This window comes from Prevotella sp. BV3P1, assembly GCF_000479005.1.
Lineage (GTDB): Bacteria > Bacteroidota > Bacteroidia > Bacteroidales > Bacteroidaceae > Prevotella.
In genome coordinates this window covers 33303-51505 of record NZ_AWXC01000004.1, presented here as the reverse complement: position 1 = coordinate 51505, position 18203 = coordinate 33303, and the positions used below count along the sequence as shown (strand labels likewise).

12 protein-coding genes and 1 pseudogene are annotated in these 18203 nt (G+C 46.6%); 6 read left to right on the top strand and 7 right to left on the bottom strand.

Translation table 11 applies throughout. The annotated features are described in order from the left end of the window. The 3 genes from HMPREF1254_RS00460 to HMPREF1254_RS00445 form a co-directional block, all read right to left on the bottom strand. Positions 1-3210 (bottom strand): efflux RND transporter permease subunit, encoded by a 3210-nt coding sequence (locus tag HMPREF1254_RS00460; RefSeq protein ID WP_023056648.1) that lies wholly within the window; start codon positions 3208-3210, stop codon positions 1-3. A gap of 77 nt (positions 3211-3287) precedes the next feature. Beyond that, positions 3288-4478 (bottom strand): efflux RND transporter periplasmic adaptor subunit, encoded by a 1191-nt coding sequence (locus tag HMPREF1254_RS00455; protein WP_036878462.1) that lies wholly within the window; start codon positions 4476-4478, stop codon positions 3288-3290. A 677-nt stretch (positions 4479-5155) separates the two neighbouring features. After that, the gene (locus tag HMPREF1254_RS00445; RefSeq protein WP_023056663.1) at positions 5156-6592 is read right to left on the bottom strand and encodes a CCA tRNA nucleotidyltransferase; all 1437 of its coding nucleotides are present in this window, start codon (positions 6590-6592) and stop codon (positions 5156-5158) included. Positions 6593-6686: 94 nt separating this feature from the next. Here HMPREF1254_RS00445 and HMPREF1254_RS00440 point away from each other — a divergent pair, with 94 nt between their 5' ends. The 6 genes and pseudogenes from HMPREF1254_RS00440 (at position 6687) to HMPREF1254_RS00410 (ending at position 12231) form a co-directional block, all read left to right on the top strand. Then, on the top strand, positions 6687-7097 hold the full coding sequence (locus HMPREF1254_RS00440; RefSeq protein ID WP_023056681.1) for a hypothetical protein: 411 nt from the start codon (positions 6687-6689) through the stop codon (positions 7095-7097). Positions 7098-7307: 210 nt separating this feature from the next. Further along, a complete protein-coding gene (locus HMPREF1254_RS00435) occupies positions 7308-7850 on the top strand; it encodes a DUF1599 domain-containing protein (protein WP_023056741.1) in 543 nt (180 codons plus the stop codon). Beyond that, a pseudogene (locus HMPREF1254_RS12480) lies at positions 7843-9937 on the top strand (BT_3928 family protein). The gene HMPREF1254_RS00435 and the pseudogene HMPREF1254_RS12480 overlap by 8 nt, the downstream one beginning before the upstream one ends. 86 nt (positions 9938-10023) lie before the next feature. Next, positions 10024-10707 carry an SPOR domain-containing protein gene (locus HMPREF1254_RS00420; protein ID WP_023056719.1) on the top strand — a complete coding sequence of 228 codons (684 nt, stop codon included), beginning with the start codon at positions 10024-10026 and terminating at the stop codon, positions 10705-10707. Between the two features lie 21 nt (positions 10708-10728). Then, a complete protein-coding gene (gene folE / locus HMPREF1254_RS00415; RefSeq protein WP_023056717.1) occupies positions 10729-11322 on the top strand; it encodes a GTP cyclohydrolase I FolE in 594 nt (197 codons plus the stop codon). Positions 11323-11481: 159 nt separating this feature from the next. Further along, positions 11482-12231, top strand: a complete 750-nt coding sequence (locus HMPREF1254_RS00410) for an exodeoxyribonuclease III (protein WP_023056633.1) — start codon at positions 11482-11484, stop codon at positions 12229-12231. Positions 12232-12354: 123 nt separating this feature from the next. Here HMPREF1254_RS00410 and HMPREF1254_RS00405 read toward each other — a convergent pair whose 3' ends face one another. The 4 genes from HMPREF1254_RS00405 to HMPREF1254_RS00385 all read right to left on the bottom strand — a co-directional run bounded on the left by HMPREF1254_RS00405 (position 12355) and on the right by HMPREF1254_RS00385 (position 18111). Beyond that, positions 12355-13200 (bottom strand): glycoside hydrolase family 25 protein, encoded by an 846-nt coding sequence (locus tag HMPREF1254_RS00405; protein ID WP_023056645.1) that lies wholly within the window; start codon positions 13198-13200, stop codon positions 12355-12357. A 125-nt stretch (positions 13201-13325) separates the two neighbouring features. After that, positions 13326-13832 carry a DUF4251 domain-containing protein gene (locus HMPREF1254_RS00400; RefSeq protein WP_036878466.1) on the bottom strand — a complete coding sequence of 169 codons (507 nt, stop codon included), beginning with the start codon at positions 13830-13832 and terminating at the stop codon, positions 13326-13328. Between the two features lie 73 nt (positions 13833-13905). After that, positions 13906-15471 (bottom strand): endonuclease, encoded by a 1566-nt coding sequence (locus HMPREF1254_RS11415; protein ID WP_023056694.1) that lies wholly within the window; start codon positions 15469-15471, stop codon positions 13906-13908. Positions 15472-16278: 807 nt separating this feature from the next. Next, positions 16279-18111 carry an SLC13 family permease gene (locus tag HMPREF1254_RS00385; protein WP_023056729.1) on the bottom strand — a complete coding sequence of 611 codons (1833 nt, stop codon included), beginning with the start codon at positions 18109-18111 and terminating at the stop codon, positions 16279-16281. Positions 18112-18203: the final 92 nt, after the last annotated feature.

Genomic DNA, 18203 nt, shown 5'->3' with positions numbered 1-18203 from the left:
CTATTCCTTATTATACTCATCTACTGTGATTCCTACCGGGCGACGCGCATATTGCTGCAGTTCAGCCTCTGCTTCAGAATTCTCTTCATCATCAAACTTAATCGGTGTGAACCTCTCCTGCAATGCCTGGAAGATGACAAACAAACCCGGAACAACAAACAATTGACAGAGCGTACCAATCAACATACCTCCTACAGCGGCCGCACCCAGCGTTTGATTACCATTCTTTCCCACGCCCATGGCAAACATCATGGGCAACAAACCGATGACCATAGCCAATGAAGTCATCAAGATAGGGCGCAAACGAGCACCCGATCCGAGAATGGCAGACCATGTGATGGCCATACCGGTGCGCCTTCTTTCAAGTGCGAACTGCACAATCAAAATGGCATTCTTGGCCAACAAACCTATCAACATAATCAAAGAAATCTGCATGTAGATGTCATTATTGTGTCCAAACAACTGCGTGAAGAGGAAAGCACCCGCCAATCCAAACGGTATAGAGAGGATAACTGCGAAGGGCAACAGGTAACTTTCGTACTGCGCTGCCAATATCAAATACACGAATAAGAAGCACAATACAAATATTATGCCAGTGACATTGCTCGATTCACTCTCTGACCTTGACAAGCCAGAGAAGTCGTATCCATAGCCTTGAGGCAAGTCTGTCGCAGCAACTTCCTTGATGGCTTGAATGGCTTCACCTGTGGAATAACCGCTATTCAGTGTTACCTGTACGTTGATACTCGTAAACATGTTGAATCGATTGATATTTGATGGGCCGAAAACACGCTTCATCGAAATGAAACTTTGCACGGGTGCCATGCCGCCAGGTGTACGAACATAGATGTCATTCAGTCCTTCCGGACGCTCACGACTGGACACATCGCCCTGAATCATGACACGATACAACTTGCCGTATGCATTGAAGTTAGAGGCGTACATGCCACCGTAATATCCCTGAAGCGTACTCAAGACGGTGGCAGGAGATATGCCTGCCTGCTTACATTTAGCCACATCAACATCAATCAGATACTGAGGATAGTTTGGATTGTACGAGGTCATGGCCATTTGTATCTCTGGACGCTTGTTCAATTCGGCCAAATAAGCCTTGGTTACTTGGAAGAATTTATTCAAATCGCCACCCGTTTTGTCCTGCAACACTAAGGAAACACCGTTGCTCAAGGCGAAACCAGGAATCATAGGAGGTGCGAATGCCAAGATTTGAGCATCCTTAATCTGAGCCGTCTGCTTGTATATCATACCTAAAACCGCCATGGCACTTTGCCCCATGTTACGCTCACTGAAAGGCTTCAACTTGATAATAAAGGTAGCTTGGTCAGACCCTTGCCCGGCAATGAAGTTATATCCTTGCAGCTGTTCGCGGCTCTGAATGGCCGGATTGCTGGCCAACATAGCATCAACCTGGTCGATCACCTGCTGCGTGCGCACGGCACTTGTTGCCGGAGGCATAGACACCGTACAGAACAGCGTACCCGTATCTTCATCCGGAACCAATCCTGTTTTGGTTGTTTTCATGGTCAAGAGCAAGGCTATTGCACCCACCAAGATGAAGACACCCGTGAGAACAGGCTTCCTAACCAGCTTTTGCAATCGATTTTTGTATTTACCCAAGACCTTCTCATAACTGGTATTAAACGACGCATGAAAACGATCTATCCTACTCATCTCGCGCTCGGTGCCATCCTCATTCTTTGGTTTCAGAATGAGGGCACACAATGCTGGCGAGAGCGTTAATGCGTTCAAGGCCGATATGATGATTGACACCGCCATGGTGACACCAAACTCTCGGTAGAACGTTCCTGATGTTCCACCGATGAACGACACCGGAACGAATACCGCAGCCATCACTAACGTGATGGAAATAATGGCACCCGCAATTTCGTTCATCGCATCAATGCTGGCGGTCAAAGCACTCTTATACCCCAAATCCAACTTGGCATGCACAGCCTCAACCACCACGATGGCGTCGTCAACCACGATGGCTATCGCCAGCAACAGGGCCGACAGCGTCAGCAAGTTAATGGAGAATCCAAACAATTGCAAGAAGAAGAATGTTCCTATCAGTGACACCGGAACGGCAATCATCGGAATCAAGGTAGAACGGAAGTCCTGTAAAAAGATGTAAACCACCAAGAATACCAGCAGCAAGGTAATGACCAATGTCTTGACAACCTCCTCGATAGAAGCGTAAAGGAACTCGGTCACATCATAGTTAATCTTGTATTCCATGCCCGGCGGGAAGTTCTTAGCCTGATTTTCCAATTCAGCTTTCACAGCTTTAGCAATGTCGTTGGCGTTCGAACCCGCAATTTGTTGAACCATACCCATGGACGATGGTTGGTTGTTGTTGCGCATGCTCACGGCATAAGTCAACCCACCAAGTTCTATCTTTGCCACATCTTTCAACTTCAAGGTCTGTCCCGTCTGCGTACTGTGCAAGATAATGTTGCCAAACTCCTCGGCTGTTTTCAGACGACCTTTATAGCGCATCACATACTCGTAGGCCATGTTGCTCTGTTCGCCGAACGAACCAGGGGCAGCTTCCACGTTTTGTTCGGCCAATGCACCTGCGATGTCAGATGGCATCAAGCCATACTGTTTCATCACATCAGGCTTCAGCCAGATACGCATGGAGTAGGTTTTCATACCCGGACTCTGCACGTCACCCACGCCTTGAACACGCTTGATGGCCGGAATGATGTTGATGTTGTTGTAGTTGGTTAAAAACCTATCATCGTATTTGCCACCTTCCGACGTCAGCGTGTACATCAACACCTGCGAGGTCTGACGCTTGGATACGGTCACACCCACGCGGTTTACTTCTGCCGGCAGTAAGGCTTGAGCCTGCGAAACGCGGTTCTGCACGTTGACGGCACACATGTCTGGATTGGTTCCCTGACGGAAATAAATGGTAATTTGCGCCCCACCGGCGTTGGTAGCCTGCGAGGTCATGTACTCCATGTTCTCCACTCCGTTGATGCTTTCCTCAAGGGGAGCGAGCACAGAGTTTTTCACCGTCTCAGCATTTGCGCCGATGTAACTGGTCCATACCGAAATGGTTGGTGGCGCTATATCCGGATATTGTTCGATGGGAAGCGTGGACAGTCCGATGAATCCCAAGATTACGATGACCACGGAGATCACCGTTGACAATACCGGTCGCTTGATAAATTTCGTAAATGTCATAATTCGTTGTTGTTTTCTCGCTTACTTTTCAGCATTCATGACTGGCCGGTTCTTACCCCAACCCATCAAATGCACCTTTATTTAAAGGCCTCTTTCATCTTTCCGTAGTCACCCTGAATCTCACCAAGCTTCTCTGCATCAGCTATTTTCTTGGCGTACTGCGCCTGTGTGATGGGCTTGATTTCCATACCATCGCTCAACTTTGTAATGCCATTGGTAACGATGCGGTCGCCTACTTTCAGTCCCTCTGTCACGATATAGTTTTGTCCATCGTTTTGCGGTGCCACCTTGATTTCCGTGTATTTGGCTTTGTTGTCCTTGCCAACCGTATACACAAAAATCTTATCCTGCACCTCAGTTGCATACGACTGCGGAATAACGATGGCTTGGTTGCTTACCCGTGGCACGATGATAGATCCCGATCCGCCACTCTTCAACAACCGATCTGGATTATTGAAGTGAGCAATCAGTGTCAAGGTACCCGTAGTTTGGTCTATCACACCACTCATCTTCACCACCTTGCCAGGCTGGTTGTAGATGGTGCCATCGGCCATCTGCAATTTTACCGTTGGCATCGATGCGATGACAGCCGACACGTTGCCCGATGTCTTGGTCATTTCCAGCACGTCTTTTTCTGTCATGGAGAAGTAAACCTCCATAGTACTGTTGTTGGAAACGGTGGTCAACGGCGTGGGACTTGAGGCACTCACCAAGGCCCCCACCTTGAAAGGAAGACTGCCAACGACACCTGCCGCCGGACTCTTCACATAGCAGAAGCTCAGCATCTCCTTAGCCGAAGCCAGTGCAGCTTGTGCCTGAGCCACCGCTGCCTGCGCCGTTGCGTAAGTGTTTTGAGCTGATTGTAATTCGTATTGGCCTATGACATTGCTCTTGAACAACTGCTCACTGTTCTCGTATGTCAACTTAGCCGTGTTGAGTTGCGATTTGGCTGAGTTCACGGCAGCCTGCGCTTGGCGTACCGATGCCTGATAAGTACTGTTGTCTATCACGAACAACACCTGACCCTTGCCTACGGTTTGGCCCTCTTTCACGTTCAGTTTTGTAATGAATCCCGATACCTTCGGCCGAATCTCAACGTCTTGAATACCTTTAATCACGGCCGGATAAGTGGTTTGGGTTGTAGACCCCGTCGCCTCTATCTGCGTGACAGGGTATTCGTTGTCACCGAATTTCATGTTGGGTTTACCGCCACACGAAACCAAGAGTGCAGCCATGGCTGCAAACAAAAACATACTTTTTTGTCTCATACCTTTATATAATCTATTATTTTTCATACTTTCTCAAAAAAACATACAATAAGAACTCATTTGAAAACTATTGAAAGTCTATAAGTTTTTGTCATGCAAATTTACATGATTTTTTCTCACTATGGCATCAATACCACATACATTTAACATATATTATCTGCAAATAACGAAAATAGAGGATTTACATCAAGTGGATGCAAACATTCTTCATTGGAACAAAAATGTTAAAACATGCACATCAAACGGATTCGAGAAAGATGAAAGTGAGCGTTGATATCGATGATATTTCACCCCCTCCAAAATGTCAAAAACGGGTTGCCTGGGATGTTGAAAAATCTTGCAAACCCGCTCTAATACTCGCGTATTTACAAGCAACTGCCTTCTTGGTCGAAAATACGCGAATTTTGTATATGCTTCACCCACAGCAACTTCCTGCTTAATTCCCTATGAACGTTATCTCAAAAGCATGCAAATTGCACGCCAAGAGCATTGAGTTTGACCTGCAACGGGTATGCTTTTCGAGGGCAAAAAGCATGCTATAGAAGACCAAAGTCAATGCTTTTGGCCAAACAAGGGCATCAGAAAGTGATTTTTGAAGCTATTATTGGCTGGATTTTTTCTAAAATGCAAGTTTTGAAATGACCAAAAATATTGACAAAACTGCTGTTCCTTCACGCTTATTTTTGAGGTACGTCCAACCCCATTTTTTTGGCTTTTTCAATCAAAAGAGCCATCAATGGTTCGCGTTCGTTCGGCACCTTGTTATCAAGCACCGCGTCTTTCAAGGTCTGTTTCAGCGTCCCCACCTCGCGCGATGGCTGCAAGTGGAACATTTCCATGATTTCGTTTCCGTCGATGCAAGGCTGCAACAGGCGTTTGTAGTCGCGTTCTTTCAGGTCATCCAACTTCTCGCGTACCATGCGAAAGTTGTCCAAAAAACGCTGTTTGCGCTGTGCGTTCTTACTGGTAATGTCGGCTTCGCACAGCGTCATGAGGCCGTCAATATCGTCACCGGCATCGTTCATCAAGCGACGAACGGCACTGTCGGTCACCTCTTCATCGGCGATAGCGATGGGACGCATGTGCATATCAACCATTTTTTGCACATACTTCATCTTGCTGTCCATGGGAAATTTGAGCCGTCTAAAGATGCCCGGAATCATCTTGGAGCCAATGTAATTATGGTTATGAAACGTCCATCCGGCCTTAACATCCCACCTTTTACTGCGTGGTTTCCCGATGTCATGGAACAAAGCGGCCCACCGAAGCCACAAGTTGTCGGTATGTTGGCAAATGTTGTCAACCACCTCCAGGGTATGATAGAAATTGTTTTTATGCGCTCTGCCGTTCCTTGTTTCCACGATATCCATGAGAGTGAACTCGGGTAAGATAAGATCGAGCAGTCCACAGCGATACAGTTCTACGAATCCCCGACTGGGTTGGTCGGTCATCATGATTTTGTTCAGTTCGTCAGCGATACGCTCCCCACTGACAATCTTGATGCGTTCCCGGTTGCGCTGCAATGCCTCAAAGGTTTCATCCTCGATGAAAAACTTCAATTGTGTGGCGAAACGCACGCAGCGCATCATACGCAATGGATCGTCGGAGAAGGTGATGTCGGGATCGAGCGGCGTGCGAATGATGCCGTCTTCCATATCCAACAGACCGTCAAACGGATCGACCAGTTCACCAAACCGCGCCTCGTTGAGGCAGATGGCCATGGCGTTGATGGTGAAATCACGCCGGTTTTGGTCGTCCTCCAAGGTGCCATCCTCCACTACGGGCTTGCGTGAATCGTGGCTGTAGCTCTCTTTTCGGGCACCCACAAACTCCACTTCCAGCCCCCGATACTTCACTTGCGCCGTTCCAAAATTGCGAAATACCGACAGATGGGCTTGCTTGCCCAGCCGCTGCTTCAAAGCCTCGGCTACTTTAATTCCGCTGCCTACCACCACCACATCGATGTCGTTGGACGGTCGTTCGAGAAAAAGGTCGCGAACATAGCCACCCACTACATAGCATTCCAGCTGCAAGTCATCGGCCACAGCGGATAGGTGATGAAAGATAGGTTGATCAAGGAGATGAGCCAAGTCGGCATTGGAGAGATTACGCATGTTGAAACTATAAAACTTCTTAAGTGGCTGCAAAGTTACTAAAAATTAGCCATGTTTTGGATGCTATGAAAGAGAAAAATCGTATTTTTGCGATATGAAGAAATATATGTGGTTGATTCTGTGTACGCTTCTCATCTGTTCGTGCACACCATCTGAAGACGAAAAAGCAGCAAGATTGCTCTCTCAAATCAAGACCTTATATAAGGACGGTTGCTATAACGAAGCACTCGACTCCATCATGGCGTTGCGCATGCAGTTTCCCAAAGCCATAGAGAGCCGCAAGGAGGCCCTACGCATTTGGCAAAACGCCTCCTTGAAGCAGGCACAGGCCGACATTGCTCAGACCGACTCGGCACTACAAACTGTTTTGAGAAGCATCCCCATGGAATCGAATCTGTACAAAGCCAACATGATGAGGGTGGAACGCGACTCGCTGAAGGCGCGCTACGAGGCCATGTGCGGTGTGGTGCGAATGATTAGGATGCGGCAGAAACAGGGGATATAGAACTGGTTTCAGACACGCCACGCAACCTGGAGAGTTGCGCAAAGGACAGAGAATGAAGAACGACTGGCGAGAGATAACCCCGCAAAGCGATTCTTCATTTTTTTCGTTTTGAACCTGCCAACTCGTTCTTCACATGTTTGTCAGCAAAAAATCGACATCCACTTCCTTTGGATATTTCATGAGAATTGACTAATTTTGCAAACAGTAAATATGAACAATACGAAGACAGAAGAGCAGTTCAAGAAGGTGCTGACCGAATGTCGCACGCTCTTTGAGAAGAAACTTCACGATTACAGTGCGTCGTGGCGCATTCTGCGTCCGTCGTCATTGACAGACCAGCTGTTCATCAAAGCCAAGCGCATACGCTCGTTGGAAATCAAAAAACAAGCCATGATAGACGAAGGCATCCGCCCGGAATTCATGGCCTTGATTAACTATGGCATCGTGGGACTGATTCAACTGGAGAAGGGATTCGTTGACGAAATAGACATCAACACCGAGCAAGCCATGGCCCTGTACGACCAACATGCGAGTGAAGCGCTCACACTGATGGTGAAAAAGAACCACGACTACGATGAGGCTTGGCGCTCGATGCGCGTGAGTAGTTACACAGACTTTATCTTGACAAAGATACAACGAATCAAAGAACTGGAAGATATCCATGGACAGGCACTCGTTTCTGAGGGCATCGATTCCAATTTGATGGACATCATCAACTACGCTGTCTTCGGCGTCATCAGGTTCAGTGAATAAACTCAAGACGATATCGACCAACGTTTGCCGCCTGCTCCTGGGGGTGACATTCATCCTATCAGGATATGTCAAGGCAATTGACCCATTAGGGACACAATATAAGATAGAAGACTATCTGGAAGCATTGGCATGGCAAGGCATGGTTCCCGACTGGATGACGTTGGGAGCTTCGGTGGTTCTGTCGGCTTTGGAATTCTGCTTAGGCGTGTTCATCCTGCTGGCCATCAGGCGGCGAGTGGTGTCGAAAATCACGCTGGTTTTCATGGCAATCATGACAGTAGTGACGCTGTGGTTGGCCATCGCCAATCCCATTAGCGACTGCGGGTGCTTTGGTGACGCCATCAAACTGAGCAATACGGATACATTGTTGAAGAACATTGTGCTGCTGGGTTGTGCCATCGTCTTGGCCATTTGGCCGACACGCATGTGGCGTTTCATATCAAGGCCCAACCAATGGATTGTGTTCAACTATACCATCTTCTTCATCATCGTGTCCAGTCTGTATTGTCTGTACAAGCTGCCACTGTTCGATTTCAGGCCTTATCATGTGGGAGCCAACATCCAAGAGGGCATGGTGATTCCAGAAGGAGCGGAGCAACCCAAGTTTGAAACAACGTTCTTGCTGAAAAAAAATGGCGTGACGAAGGAGTTTACATTGGAGAATTATCCTGACTCCACTTGGACTTTCGTGGACAGTAAGACCGTACAGACGGCGAAAGGGTACGTGCCTCCCATACACGACTTCAGCATACAAACCCAGCAGGGAGATGACCTCACGCAGGAAGTGTTGAACGATACGAGTTACACCTTCTTGCTCATCTCGCCTCATCTGGAATATGCAGACGATTCAAACTTCGGCGATATTGACAGGATCTACGAGTATGCACAGACGTACAATTATCCATTTTATTGCCTCACGTCAAGTACCGAGCCGCACATCAAGCGTTGGCAGGATCTAACGGGTGCCGAATATCCGTTCTGCATGACTGACGAAACCACGCTGAAGACCATCATCAGGAGTAATCCTGGGCTGCTTTTACTGAAGAAAGGAACCATCATTAGGAAATGGAGCCACAACGACTTGCCGAAAGAAGTCGATATGCAACGGCCGCTGAACGAAGAAGTGATTGGGCAAATGCCGGCCAACAGTGTGCCAACCAGGATTACTGAAATCTTCTTGTGGTTCATCCTGCCATTGATGTTGCTGACCGTTGCCGACCGTCTTTGGGCCTGGAGCAAGTGGTTGAAGTTCAAGAAAAAGAAAGAAAAACGCTTTCAACAGAAAGAAAAAGATAATAAATCAACTCTAAAAAAAGAATAGTAAAATGAGAAAAAAAATCGTAGCAGGCAACTGGAAGATGAATCTGAACCTGCAAGAAGGTGTTGCTTTAGCAAAAGAAATCAATGAAGCATTAGTAGCTGAAAAGCCCAACTGCGGCGTTATCATCTGCACACCGTTCATTCACTTGGCATGTGTAGCAGACGTATTGGATAAAAACTTGGTAGGTCTGGGTGCTGAGAACTGTGCCGATAAGGAAAAAGGAGCCTACACAGGTGAGGTTTCTGCAGAGATGGTAAAAAGCACTGGAGCACAATATGTCATTCTTGGACACTCTGAAAGACGTCAATATTACAAGGAAACTCCAGAAATATTGAAAGAGAAAGTGCAGTTGGCATTGAAGAATGGCCTGAAGGTTATCTTTTGCATTGGCGAGACTTTAGAGGAACGCGAGGCCAACAAGCAGAACGAAGTGGTAAAGGCAGAACTCGAAGGTTCTGTATTTAACCTTTCTGAAGAGGAGTTCAAGAACATCATTATCGCCTACGAACCCATCTGGGCTATTGGTACTGGAAAGACTGCAACAGCCGATCAGGCAGAAGAGATTCATGCCTATATTCGTTCAATCGTCGCTGAGAAGTATGGTAACGAGGTGGCTCAGGACACTACAATCTTGTACGGAGGCAGCTGCAAAGCCAGCAATGCACCTGAATTGTTCGCTAAAGAAAACATCGATGGCGGTCTGATTGGTGGTGCATCACTTAAATGTGCCGACTTCAAGGGCATCATTGACGCTTGGAAGAAATAAGACTCCACTCATGTTGAGTGAGGCAAGGCCCATCCAATCGTGAGCCTTTGTCTCACTCGATATTTTTGAATTAACAATCAAGAAAAATGAAGAAATTCGTCACTTTATTCATCATCATCATTTGTTCAGTAACATTTGCTGATGCACAGACTTTCCTTGAGCATCTTCAGAAGAAGGAGCCAGGAAAAGCATCTGTCAAAGTTAGCCAGAGTAAGGATATCGACGAATTGGTTAACGGAAAAGCAAAAACCGCTACAACACAGACTGGCAGAACTGATAACAAAGCGCAAAACGTAAAAAATGTCGCATCAACGAAGAATCAAAACACGCATGCAGTAACAACAAACCCGGCGGAGAAGAATGGTCAGAAGTCAAAAGAGGAAACTGAAACGAAACATGATTCCACGGCTAAGCATGAAGATAAACGACTGCAAAACGAAGATACTTCGACAAATGAGATGGAGATTCCCACCATCGACATGCGCAAAAAAGTGATGCGTAAGGGGTATAAAATCAATGGATACCGTGTGCAAGTCTATGCTGGAGGCAACTCGCGTGCCGACAGACAACGAGCAGAAACCGCCAGAGACAAAATCAAACAGACGTTTCCTAATGAGCCGGTTTACGTTCATTTCTATTCTCCCAGATGGATTTGCCGCGTAGGTAACTATCGAAGTTATGAAGAAGCGGCGCACATTCTCAAGCAAGTGAAAGGTCTTGGATACAACCAAGCCAGCATTGTACGCGGCAAAATCACTGTACAGTATTAAACTATAGGAACGAAGACACACATGAATTCAGAGACTGAATTTCGTGAAGGCCTTGACGAACTGGCCTCACATTACGAAAAAATATTATCACTCCTCGGCGAAGACCCACAGCGCGAAGGCTTACAGAAGACACCCATGCGTGTGGCAAAAGCCATGCAAGTGCTGACAAGAGGTTACGCACAAGACCCCAAGCAAGTGCTTCTTGATGCGCTGTTTGATGAGAAATACAATCAAATGGTCATCGTCAAAGACATTGATTTCTTCTCCATGTGCGAGCACCACATGCTGCCTTTCTACGGAAAAGTGCATGTAGCCTACATCCCCAACGGGCACATCACCGGATTAAGCAAAATAGCTCGCGTGGTTGACATATACAGTCATCGTCTGCAAGTGCAGGAACGTTTGACGCAACAAATCGGAGATTGCATCCAAAGTGCGCTCAAACCCTTGGGAGTGATGGTGGTGATTGAGGCCAAACACATGTGCATGCAGATGCGCGGAGTGGAGAAACAAAACTCCATCACCACCACCAGTGCGTTCAGTGGTGCCTTCAATCAGGCTAAAACTCGTGAGGAGTTTATGAATCTTCTGCGAGGGGAATCAAAGAGAATATAAGCACATTCACACCTATCGTGTTTGACATCTCGCATCCAACATTACACTATTTTCCCATCATCAACAAGCAATTGGACGACAATTCGGCCATCTCAAAACCAACATAAGACGGCAACTTGGGGATTGCCAAACGCAATTATTTACGATTAATCTAAGTATATGAAGTTTATCTCATGGAATGTTAACGGGCTGAGGGCCTGTGTGAAGAAGGATTTTGAAGCATCATTCCATCATTTGGACGCTGACTTTTTTTGCCTGCAAGAAACCAAAATGCAGGCAGGCCAATTGGACTTGCAGTTTGAAGGCTACCAATCGTACTGGAACTATGCCGACAAGAAAGGCTATTCGGGTACCGCCATCTACACCAAACACAAACCGCTGAACGTGACGTATGGCTTGGGAATAGACAAACACGACCACGAAGGACGAGTGATAACCTTGGAGATGGAGGACTTTTTCATAATCACCGTCTATGTTCCCAACTCACAAGATGAGCTTCGCCGACTTGACTATCGCATGCAATGGGAAGACGATTTCCGAGCTTACGTCAAACAACTGGATGCCATCAAACCAGTGATTATCTGCGGAGATCTGAACGTTGCCCATGAAGAAATCGACCTGAAGAACCCCAAGACCAATCGCCGTAATGCCGGTTTTACGGACGAAGAGCGTGAAAAGATGACCATTTTGCTTAACAATGGCTTTGTAGATACCTTTCGTCATCTCTATCCTGAGCAAGTAACATACTCGTGGTGGTCGTACAGATTCCGTGCAAGAGAAAAGAATGCCGGCTGGCGTATCGACTATTTTCTCATTTCAGAACGGCTCAAAGAACGACTCGTTGACGCCAAAATACACACTGAGATTTTAGGAAGTGACCACTGCCCAGTGGAATTGGAGCTGCAATAAATCCACCCCGCTCCTATCATTATCAAGATAAAAACTAATATTCCTTTCGAGAATAAACCACAATGAATGGCTTCGGCAGACAGTTTTTTACCTCTTAGAATATCATTTTCTTGCCAGAAGTCATTATTCATTCGATTTTATTGGAAGCAGGATATCGGTGATTGTCGTGCCAGATGCAAACGCATCCAAATCCACTTCACGATTGATACCACTCACCCATCCATGCTGATCGCGCTGCCATATATAGTGCCGATGAGCGCCCTTCACCACGGGAGCCTCATCACTATAATGGGCAATGAATAGGGGCAGCTTATCAAAACGGGGCGAAAGATGGGCGTTATAGAAGCGACTATCCGCATAAAGTAGCGGATACGAACCGTAATGTTGCTTCACCAACCATAGAAAAACAGCCAAACTGTCCTGTATTTGGCGCTTATTCCACCCTTTTACCCCCGACCATTCCACATCAACCATGGGCAAAAGATGCTGAGATGTACTGTCAACTTGAGTGATAAAGTTGTTGAATTGTGAACGCATAGAACTGGAAGAGGTCAAAAAATGATACGACCCAACCAACAATCCCGCACGTTTAGCCTCTCGTATATTGTACTGATAAAGCGTATCGACGTGCGTACTGCCCTCGGTAGCCTTGATGTATACAAACTGAATGCACGTGTCGCTGGCCACCAAAGGCCAATCGATAGGTCCTTGGTGATGCGAAACATCGATACCATCATAATGATATTTGCTCCGGGGATGAGGCAGCAATCCGCTTTGCCAAGCCGTAGTTTGCAGGCCTGAAAGAAAACTTCTGTACTGCTCGGGGAAAAAGATTACCACCGAACAGAACACAAAAAACAAAACAGACACCACAATAGCCACTGCCTTCAGCCTTCTCTTCCACCTTGAACCGTGGTGGTGATGGCGATGGTGGTGGTGCCGATAGGAATGTGAACGTTGGTTGGTCATGATTTAAACAGCTATGGATTGGCACATTTTTTTAAAGACATATCAATTCATAGGACAAGCCATCTGGCACCAATCCACCAGCCCATGCGCATCCAACACAGACTGCAAGAAGGGCGATGCGTTTGCTATTGTTCCTTTTCATCCTTGATGACGAGTTTTCCTCTGAACAAAATTTGCTCCCGTTTTTGCGCCCTTATCAGCAGGTTAACCTGTCCGTTATCAAAAATTTCCATCATATATGCGTATCGATCTTCATCGTTTTCTACATAGATGTCCATTTTTGTCAACCCTTTTTTGGGGCTACTGACAGCATAATCCTGAATAGGAGCATCAAACACCAAAGCCTTTCCGCCCCCGTATGGAATGTTGTAAGCACGCCCATAGTAGGGAAGATAAGAATAAAGCGTGTCACCAGACAGGCGGATGTCATACCCGTAGTCCAGATGTTTCATCCCCCCACGGAAAGGAATGACATAATTGATATCCACCGCCATCTTTTTATTTTCAATGACCTCGTGAACCTTTTGCGCCGTCCAAGCCGACTTCACGGCCTTCTGCTGTGGTGTCAAACGGCTTGATGAGCATCCCACCAGAAGAGCAAACACAATACATAAAAGAAACCCATTTCTCATGACAGCCTCCTATTTTTCTGCTAAGATACATTTTTTTCAGCAGTATCACGCCATTTATCCCAACTAAATGCCGTTATCGTTTGAGATGTTTTCTGCCATGTTGAATCACCACTCCTCTATAATTCCTGCGCACCCGCTGTCCAAACAAATCAAACATCGGTGCCGCAGGATCCAGCTTTTGCCAGTCGGTAATTACTCGAGAGATGCCCGTAGGCACACTTCCTGTCACCTTCAAGTTTCTGATTTCCCAGGTTGGCGCACACGAAGTGGTACTCTTATAGATGAAAGCCACTTGTATTTTCTTGCCAGCATAGGCACTCAAGTTGATGGGGTTGGTCTGTACGAACGTCCAATTATCAAGTCCGGGAATCTCAACATTCAAGTTCGTCCATGTCGATTGTCCTACCACTCGTATCATCACAGACAAGAATTCTCCTCCCCTATTTCTGTAACTCTTTAAATAGTTGCAAGCCTGTTCAAAGCTCATTTGCACTTTTTCGTATGCTGTTAAATCGATGACCGTCGATACCAACCAGCTTTCAGCAGCCTGGTTGGCGCGATTGACATAGGCAGATGCCTTTATACACTGCACGTTGTTTTTCGCATATTTGGACCAAACGTAAGTCATGCCGTTAGACAATTGCTTGTTCTCGACAGTGAACATCCCCTTGCTCGATGCAAACGACTCATTGAAAACCACGCCATCCACACCCGGTTGGGGTGTTGGGTCTGGGGTAGGATCAGGCACAACGACGCTACCACCACTGCGGTAATGGTCATAACTGAATGCTACATTCACAGAATCGCCCCAGATATAATCCTCCAACCCCGGATAGTCAACAAACGGATTTCTGTTGCCTTGAGCTTTTGCCACCGCCTCATTGCGTTTAATCTCCTTGTCACTCACAGGATCTTTCTTCGCCCAACGCAGCAGCATATCCATCTGCCACTTGACAAACGGCTTGTAGGCATTTCCCGAAAAGATGTTGGCGCCCCCATTTCCACTCGACCATTTTGACACGCTACTCTCATAACAAGTAACCATGTAGAAATAAATTCGAGCCAAATCGCCCTTGTATTCATCGTTGGGTTCAAATACAGTTCCGCTATAACCAGGCAACGTACATCTTCCAAGTTTGCTGAATCCGTTGTTCGACTGGTACGTTTCACCCTTGGTTTCGCCATAAGGAAAATTGCTTCTTCGATTGTTCACATAGCCATCCGAGGGCAGGATGTGATGAGCGTCATACAACATCGGCTTGGCTTTGTAAAACCAACTCTTAGGCACCGTGTGCTCCCGATTGTAGCCGTCTCCTTCACCTGAACAGGGATGCCCTTGCGCACTACTGCCAATGACATAATTGGTGGTGTTGGAATAGATGTCGTAAAGTTTGCCGTCAGCTCGCCGATCGGACGTATGATAAATCTCCCAAAGCCCATTATAAGACCCGTGAATGGTACCGGAAATGACGTGAAAGAAGGCTGTCTTCAACGCAGCACCCGTTTTTCCGTTCGTACGTTCGTAATAGGTTCCCGTGTGGTTGGGACCTTGGGCCCACAAGGTGGCGGTACCTAACATGAGTGTTGACAAGAAGATATGTCGCAGAGTAAACGATTTCAGCATAAAAAATAATTTCAATTTGATTGTTTGCAAATTTACAAAACAATCTTATTTATCTCTATAAAATTACAAGAAAAGTCGCTCTCACTACAAGATCCTATGCTTATGCGGTAACAAATGTAGCCTATTGTGAATCAGTCATAAGAATAATGTAGGGACGCACGACCAGTTTGTCAGCAAAACCAATAGCCATCTGCTGTATTTTTTTCGTTGTCAGTCAACATCGCAACAATCAATGGTCATTCTGAATACAACATCATCATTCATCAAAGCAAAATGATATGAACCACATCACAACGCAGAAAATGTTGAAAATTTTAGCAAAAAAACGGATCAAAAACGGCCTATCAAAATTGATCATCTGGAAAAAAATGATAGGCACGCGGGGTGCAAAGCAAATGATTGGTGAGTCAGAAAACTTGTTTTATGCCCATAAAGTAATGGTTTTGTGTACACAGATGCATCCTTTTGACGACCAATAGGCATGGGTTAACAGGACAAAAGCATGCGATTTACAACCTTAAAGCATTGCTTTTGGCTTAAAAATGCATGAAAGACAGTAGGCCAGCAGTGAAAAGATTTATAACTTATTGTATTATAATTACTTATAAACCATTCGCATGCTAACCGTATTTGCAACGACTGAAAAGGTTGTTGGGAAATACGTCAAATATGAAGAGGTTCGTTGTCAAGAAAATTCATCATAGTTGAGCATCGTGATTTCCACACACAACCTTTCAAACCCATTTGCCCATGCTGTTGTCAAAACAATAAAATTGGGCGTTACGAAGGCCAAGCATGCCTCATGAAAAGCATGCAGAGTCTTTAGAACGGGAACAGCAAGGGCAGCACAAACGTCATCACCAGACCGATGAGCAGCTGTAGGGGCAAACCTACCTTGATATAGTCCATGAACTGGTATTGCCCGGCTTTCATCACCAGCGCATTGGGTGGCGTGGAAAAAGGCGACGCGAAACACATGCTGGCGCCCAGCGTCACGGCAAAAAGGAAGGCGTAAGGGCTTACTCCAACCTGTGAGGCCGCCGACATGGCGATGGGTGCCATGAGCACGGCCGTAGCGGTGTTGCTGATGAACATGGTTAAGAGTGTGGTAGTGTAATAAACCCCAGCCAGCAGCACCATGGGACCCATGTTACCCAAGGCATTGACCAGCGAGCTGGATATAAGAGTCGAAACACCCGTCTTCTCCAAGGCAATGGACATGGGCATCATGGCAGCAATGAGCACGATGCTCTCCCATTTGATGGTTTTGTAGGCCGCCTCGACATTTCGGAAACAACCTGTAAGCACCATAAGCAATCCCGCCACGATGACCGCAGTAACCGGTTCAACGGGAATAAAGTCGAATACCATCATGCATACCATCAGCAACATGATGAGCGCAGCAACGGGTGCCTTATAGTTGAGCGTTACCTTGCTGGCTTGTTCAATGGGCCTGCCCAACACCACCCAGTCGCTATCATCCATGTCCAACTTGTCGATGTTGCTCCACAAGCCTTGCACCAGCAGCACGTCGCCAGCCAAAAGCTTCTGATCGGCAAGGTTCTTCAGCATATAATCGCCATGGCGGCGGATTCCGACTACATTGATATTGTATTGTTCGCCAATGCCCGAATCCTTGAGACGTATGCCATTGATGCGCGAATTGGGCATCAACACCAGCTCAGCCATACCAATGTCATAGAAGTCAACCGAACTGTCATCGAGCTTAGCCAACCCATTTTCTGCAGCAAAGGCTTCCATCTTGTCGGTGTCACCTGCAAGGTACAGCAGGTTACCAACGCGCAGCACGGTAGATGGCTTTGGCACACTTTGCTTGACCTGCCGCATAATACGATTGGTATTGGTTAGTTCTTTCCTGATTTCGATAATCGACAGTCCATGCCTGTTGCGCAGGTCAAGCTGGGCTACCGTCTTTCCCACCAGTGGCGAATGACTGCCAATGCGGTAGGCCTCCGTATAGCTTTGCAACTGATATTCGGACACCAGTTCGTCCATGCTCTTGCTCTTGGACTTCCTGCGCCTTCCTTCTTTCTTTTCCGTGCCAAGGAATATACGGCTCAGCGGCAACAGCACTATGATACCTAAGGTAATACATACGATGCCAATGGGAAAGAACGAGAAGAACGACAATGGTTCAAAACCTGCGTCGGTGAGTGCTTCCTGAATGACAAGGTTAGGCGGCGTACCAATGAGCGTGAGCATACCTCCCAGGCTGCTGGCAAAGGCCAGTGGCATAAGCAGCTTGCCGGGACTGGTATTCGATTGTGCCGCCATGCTCACCACGATGGGCATCATCAGTGCCACGGTGCCTGTGTTGCTGACAAAGGCGCCGATGAAAGAAGTGGTGAGAATGACCAACAAGAAAAGTTTGATGTCATTGCCCTTAGATAAGCGTATGATGCGCTGGCTGGCAGCCTTGGCCAATCCTGTTTGCAGAATGGCACCTCCCACCACAAACAAGCCAATCATCATGATGACTACCTTGGAAGAAAAGCCAGAGAGAGCCTCTTCAGGCGTTAGAATACCAGCTAAAAGCAACACTGACAGGGCGCACAAGGCCACAATATCGGCACGCAGACGACCAACAACAAACATGATGACCGTGACGAGAAGTACAATGAGTGTAAGAATCATATTAAAATAAAATATATTTCTGGTTGTAAATAAAATAGCGTGAACAATGGTTATTTCATGATAACCACTTGCAAATATACGAAAAATAAATG

Coding starts and splice junctions, on each gene's coding strand:
- HMPREF1254_RS00460 (WP_023056648.1), bottom strand. CDS start 3,210: ATGACATTTACGAAATTTATCAAGCGACCGGTATTGTCAACGGTGATC.
- HMPREF1254_RS00455 (WP_036878462.1), bottom strand. CDS start 4,478: ATGAGACAAAAAAGTATGTTTTTGTTTGCAGCCATGGCTGCACTCTTG.
- HMPREF1254_RS00445 (WP_023056663.1), bottom strand. CDS start 6,592: ATGCGTAATCTCTCCAATGCCGACTTGGCTCATCTCCTTGATCAACCT.
- HMPREF1254_RS00440 (WP_023056681.1), top strand. CDS start 6,687: ATGAAGAAATATATGTGGTTGATTCTGTGTACGCTTCTCATCTGTTCG.
- HMPREF1254_RS00435 (WP_023056741.1), top strand. CDS start 7,308: ATGAACAATACGAAGACAGAAGAGCAGTTCAAGAAGGTGCTGACCGAA.
- HMPREF1254_RS00420 (WP_023056719.1), top strand. CDS start 10,024: ATGAAGAAATTCGTCACTTTATTCATCATCATCATTTGTTCAGTAACA.
- folE (WP_023056717.1), top strand. CDS start 10,729: ATGAATTCAGAGACTGAATTTCGTGAAGGCCTTGACGAACTGGCCTCA.
- HMPREF1254_RS00410 (WP_023056633.1), top strand. CDS start 11,482: ATGAAGTTTATCTCATGGAATGTTAACGGGCTGAGGGCCTGTGTGAAG.
- HMPREF1254_RS00405 (WP_023056645.1), bottom strand. CDS start 13,200: ATGACCAACCAACGTTCACATTCCTATCGGCACCACCACCATCGCCAT.
- HMPREF1254_RS00400 (WP_036878466.1), bottom strand. CDS start 13,832: ATGAGAAATGGGTTTCTTTTATGTATTGTGTTTGCTCTTCTGGTGGGA.
- HMPREF1254_RS00385 (WP_023056729.1), bottom strand. CDS start 18,111: ATGATTCTTACACTCATTGTACTTCTCGTCACGGTCATCATGTTTGTT.